The sequence below is a fragment of the Hubeiibacter jixunmingi genome (assembly GCF_041928215.1).
Taxonomy (GTDB): domain Bacteria; phylum Pseudomonadota; class Gammaproteobacteria; order Pseudomonadales; family Moraxellaceae; genus Acinetobacter.
Map to the genome: position 1 here is coordinate 1 of NZ_JBHFHK010000098.1, position 5369 is coordinate 5369.

Sequence of the window (5369 nt, forward strand, 5' to 3'; positions counted from 1 at the left end):
GCTAGTATCATTTGTCGGTAGTCTTGTGAGTATGCCATAGTTATATTGTACCAATTTTATTTTTCTTTTGCTATATTGCCAATCAAATCAAAATTGACCGACCTGCACGTGTAGAATTGTCAGGTTACACGGATCGTTTTGGTAACTTGGCATACAACCAACGTTTGGCACAGCGTCGTGTAAGTACAGTACAACAGTTGTTGATTCAGCAAGGCGTAGATGCAAACACTATCGTGACTCAAGCGAATGGCCCAACCGAAACATATAGCCAATGTGAAGGTGGTCGTAACTCACAAACAATCGATTGCTTAACACCGAACCGTCGTGTCAATGTAAGTTGGTAATATCGTCAGTTTATTTGTACAAAGAGAAGCGTATCTTACGAGATGCGTTTCTTTTTTATTTTCTGATCAAAAAAAATCGGAACAGATGTTCCGATTTTATTGCCTAAAAAAATTTTAAGTTTTTGAGTCATTGATATTGGGTGTTGATGTGGTTTTAGCGATTCTTACTACAACTGCAATCATGACAGCACAAACAACCAAAGATGAACCACCATAACTAATAAATGGTAGAGTCAATCCTTTTACAGGTAATAGACCCATATTCATCCCTGCATTTACACAGGTTTGAAATAAAAAAATACTGGCAATACCATAACATAAATAACCAGCACGTAAGTGATTATTACGCAGAGCGACCATACCGATTCGCATACAGCACGCAACCAATAGGAATGACAAAGCGAAAATACTAAATACGCCGAAGAACCCTAACTCTTCAGCACTAATTGCTAACATAAAGTCAGTGTGTGCTTCTGGTAAGTAAGCTAATTTTTGTACACTCTGACCTAAGCCAACGCCAGTCCATTCACCACGACCAAATGCCATCAAACTTTGTGTAAGTTGGTAACCTGTACCATGTCGATCGCTCCATGGATCGAGAAAAGAAAGAACACGTTCTAAACGCCACGGCGTCAGCAAAACACCGATAACCACGACAGATAATGCCAAACCCAAAATAGATGCACTGGCAAGAAAAGGAATACCTGCCAAGAAAATAATGACTGCTACAGAAATGAAGACCACAATTGCAGCACCAAGATCCTGTGTGCCAATCAAACCAACAATAATACCAACAGAAACGCATAAACGGAGTAAATTGGTGACACTGACACGAATCGCATCAGCGTTGGTAACCACAAAGTCAGCTGCAATGGCAATCATGGCAAATTTTGCTAATTCAGAAGGTTGGAAGGTTACCCCTGCAATCTCAATCCAACGTGACGAGCCATTGACCTCTTTACCTACAAATAAAACTGCAAACAGTAATGTAAAAGATGCTATAAACATCATCACGTGTAGTTTATCAAACCAATAACGCGTAGGAATAAAATATGCTATCGCTGCAAAAATCGATGCAACAAAAAGATAAGCCAAATGACGAGTGAAAAAATATAATTCATTGCCATTAGGTGTTGATGTTGCAGCATAAGGCATGGAGGCAGAAGCGACCATTACGCTACCCACCAACAGTAATGCAGTGACACAAAAAAGCAACAAGCTTAGATGATTAATCTCTTTAGGCATTGCCGCAAAAACCTTATTCATCGCATTTTCTATGACATTAAAAAATCGATTTACACGATTAGATTTTTGCTCATTCGATAAAGTTTTCATATTATTTCTCTTTGAGCTGTTTTACACATGCCACAAATTGCTGTCCACGATCATGGTAATCTTTAAACATATCCATGCTGGCACAAGCAGGTGAAAGCAATACATTGTCGCCAGCTTGTGCATGGTTTTGGCACAGTGTCACAGCATCTTGCAAGCTGTTGGCATGGGCAAAAGCCAATTGTTCAGGCAAAATGGTTTCAATGATTTTGGCATCAGCCCCAATCAAGACCACGAAACGTGCATAATCTTTTAATGTAGCCTGTAAAGGCAAAAAGTCCTGTCCTTTACCCACACCACCTAAAATTACTAATAGTTTTCCGTTTTGTGGTGCTAAGGTTTGCCCAAGCCCGTTGATGGCTGCCAAAGTTGCACCAACATTAGTACCTTTGGAGTCATCATAATAGCGAACCTGTTGAATTTCATCGACGTATTCACAGCGATGTGCCAAGCCTTTGAATGACTTTAAAGTGCTGAGCATGCTATCTAACGGCAAGCCAATCAATTCACCTAAAGCTAGACAGGCTAAGGCATTCGCCACGTTATGGCTACCCTGTAAATACATTTCACGGCTATCAAGTAACCGTTGCGTTCCTTTGGCTAAAAACATTACGCCTTGTACATCACGCAATACGCCATATTGTTTTAAGTCAGGTGCATTTAACCCAAAGCTAAAATGTGGAATATGATCACTGATCAATGGGCGAGTAAGGCTATCTTCACGGTTATACACATAACTTTGACAACCTTGAAAAATACGATGCTTGGCTTGATGATAACCTTGCATATCGCCATGACGGTCAAGGTGGTCTTCGCTCATGTTGAGTATCATGCCCGCTTGGGCATTCAGGTTAGTGGTAGTTTCAAGCTGAAAACTCGATAGCTCGAGTACAATTAATTCAGGCTTATCTTGCAATAAATCCAAAGCAGGACGACCAAGATTGCCACCTACAGCGACTTTTTTACCCGCATCTTGTGCCATTTCTGCAAATAGTGTGGTCACGGTACTTTTACCATTGGAGCCAGTGATTGCTACAATCGGTACATCGGTAGCACGACGTAATAACTGAATATCACTGACCACAGAAATACCTTTGGCAATCGCCTGTTGAATCTCAGGCAACTGCGGTGCCAGTCCTGGGCTTAAAATAATTTCTTGTGCTGAACACAATAATTCAGCATCTAAAACGCCAAAAGCACGTGGAATATCTGCGGGGATCTGTTCTTGTCCAGGTGGATTGGGACGTGAGTCAGTGACGGCTACTTTATAACCTTGACTATGTAAATAATTCACCACCGAAACACCAGATACGCCAAGCCCTGCAACGACCTTTAGACCATCTCTTTGGATGAGCATAATGCACCTAAATTTTCAAAAAAGAATTAAAAAATAAACCTCCAAATTCTAGCATTATGTGCTTTTGAATACTTGTGCTTTTTATAGTTTGATGTAAAAAATTTCTTATTTTGTATCAATAGGGTGTTTAGATTGATGTGATTGGTGTCGGTCGGATATTTCAATACATAGTTTGAGAATTTTAAAAAAATGTCTTAAGATAAGCTTTTATAACTTTGAATAGGGATATTTGATATGTCAAATTCTACTTCTTTTCGTATTCGTCAGCATTCAATGCTTACCATCATCATACTCAGCAGCCTACTTGTAGCTTGTCAAACCGTAAGCTCAACCAATACTCATACAACGACAATCGCTACACAAAATAATAAATCTGATAACCATAAGGGTGCCGATGCTTTCGCACCAGAGCAAGGTACAGGCTTGACCGAACAACAGCAAGTCTATGCCAAAAAATACATGGTAGCATCTGGAAATCCGCTAGCAACGCAGGCAGGCTATGATATTTTAAAACGTGGTGGTTCAGCGATTGATGCCATGATTGCAGTGCAAAGTACCTTAGGTTTGGTCGAACCACAATCGTCGGGGTTAGGTGGTGGTGCTTTTGTGGTGTATTGGGATAATAAAAATAAGAAACTCACCACATTTGATGGACGTGAAACAGCACCGTTGGCTGCTGATGAAAAATTATTTTTAGATAGTGAAGGAAAGCCATTAAAATTTATGGATGCAGTAGTTGGCGGGCGTTCTGTAGGTACACCATCAATTCCATTGCTTATGCAATCATTACATCAACGTTATGGACAACTATCATGGTCGAGCCTGTTCCAACAACCCATTCATTTGGCAGAAAAAGGCTTCCAAGTATCACCACGTATGGCTCAGTCTATCGAACAAAATCAAGATAGTTTACAACGTTTTTCGAACACTAAAGATTATTTCTTTCCAAACGGTAAAGCCTTACAAGCAGGACAAATATTAAAAAATGTGGAATATGCACAAAGCCTAAAAGTTTTGGCAAAACAAGGTGCGAACCCTTTTTATCAAGGTCAATATGCCAAAAATATTATTAAAGCAGTCACTGAGAGTCCAAGCAATGCAGGCGTATTATCACTGCAAGATCTGCAACAATATCGCATTATCGAGCGTCAGCCAGTATGTGCCGACTATCGTCAATATCAGGTCTGTGGTATGGATGCACCAAGCTCAGGTGGTATCGCTGTGGGGCAAATTGTAGGTATGCTTAATCAGTTTGATACACAACAATTGGCGAAACCATCTGCTTATAGTTTACGCGTACTCGGTGATGCATCACGTTTGGCGTTTGCAGACCGTGACTATTACGTGGCGGATCCAAGCTTTGTAAATGTACCAAGTCAAGCTTTGCTGTCGGCAGATTACCTCAAGCAGCGTGCAGATCTCATCAAGCATAGTGATAAAGCATTAAATGAAGTCAAGGCAGGACAATTGGAAATACAACGTGCAACGGGGAAAGCGATTGAGTTGCCATCAACAAGTCATATTGTTATTGTTGATGCTCAAGGTAATGTATTGTCTATGACGACATCTATTGAAAATGCGTTCGGCTCGACAGTCATGGCAAATGGTTATCTATTAAATAATCAATTGACTGATTTTAGCTTTGAGCCAAACAAAGATGGTATTGCAGTCGCTAACCGTGTTGAAGCAGGTAAGCGACCACGTTCCTCCATGTCGCCTACTATCGTGCTTAAGAATGGTGAACCGTATATGGCAGTAGGCTCACCTGGTGGTAGTCGTATTATCGGCTATGTTGCCAAGACTTTAATGGCACATGTGGATTGGGGAATGGATATACAACATGCGATTACTATGCCGAATGTATTAAATCGGTTTGGTAATTATGAACTAGAACAAAACAGTTCTGCTACGCAATATGTGGAAGACTTAAAAGCTTTGGGCTATAAAACGGATGTTCGTGATTTAAATTCAGGTGTACAAGGGATCATTATCCAAAAAGACAGCCTGATCGGTGGTGCTGATCCTCGCCGTGAAGGTAAGGTTATGGGAGACTAAAATTAAAATTTAGGTGAGTTTTGCATGGTTAAAAGAGATTGAATCAAAAAATTAGCCATGCAAAATAGAATTTTGTTTAAAAATAAATCAAACAGTCAAAAAAATATAAAATAAATCAAAAAGTATTTGCATTGCAATACAAAAAGCAATAGAATGCATCTCGTTCTTAGCAAGATATGTTTTTTAAATAAGTCTTGTGTGTGCCGTCCCTATCGTCTAGAGGCCTAGGACATCGCCCTTTCACGGCGGTAACCGGGGTTCGAATCCCCGTAGGGACGCCA

Annotated in this window: 4 protein-coding genes and 1 tRNA gene; 3 read left to right on the forward strand and 2 right to left on the reverse strand. The window is 40.2% G+C overall.

The genetic code is table 11. The annotated features are described in order from the left end of the window. The first annotated feature begins 86 nt into the window (after positions 1-86). A complete protein-coding gene (locus tag ACEYX7_RS10490) occupies positions 87-344 on the forward strand; it encodes an OmpA family protein (RefSeq protein ID WP_374900549.1) in 258 nt (85 codons plus the stop codon). A gap of 114 nt (positions 345-458) precedes the next feature. On the opposite strand, the gene ftsW is transcribed toward ACEYX7_RS10490, so the two are convergent. Continuing rightward, positions 459-1610 (reverse strand): putative lipid II flippase FtsW, encoded by a 1152-nt coding sequence (gene ftsW, locus ACEYX7_RS10495; RefSeq protein ID WP_465246280.1) that lies wholly within the window; start codon positions 1608-1610, stop codon positions 459-461. Positions 1611-1680: 70 nt separating this feature from the next. Continuing rightward, complete coding sequence (murD, locus tag ACEYX7_RS10500; protein WP_374807144.1) at positions 1681-3033, reverse strand: UDP-N-acetylmuramoyl-L-alanine--D-glutamate ligase; 1353 nt, start codon at positions 3031-3033, stop codon at positions 1681-1683. Between the two features lie 234 nt (positions 3034-3267). On the opposite strand from murD, the gene ggt reads away from it, so the two are divergent. Beyond that, positions 3268-5088, forward strand: a complete 1821-nt coding sequence (gene ggt / locus ACEYX7_RS10505) for a gamma-glutamyltransferase (RefSeq protein ID WP_374805393.1) — start codon at positions 3268-3270, stop codon at positions 5086-5088. A gap of 205 nt (positions 5089-5293) precedes the next feature. Next, a tRNA-Glu gene (locus ACEYX7_RS10510) sits at positions 5294-5369 on the forward strand.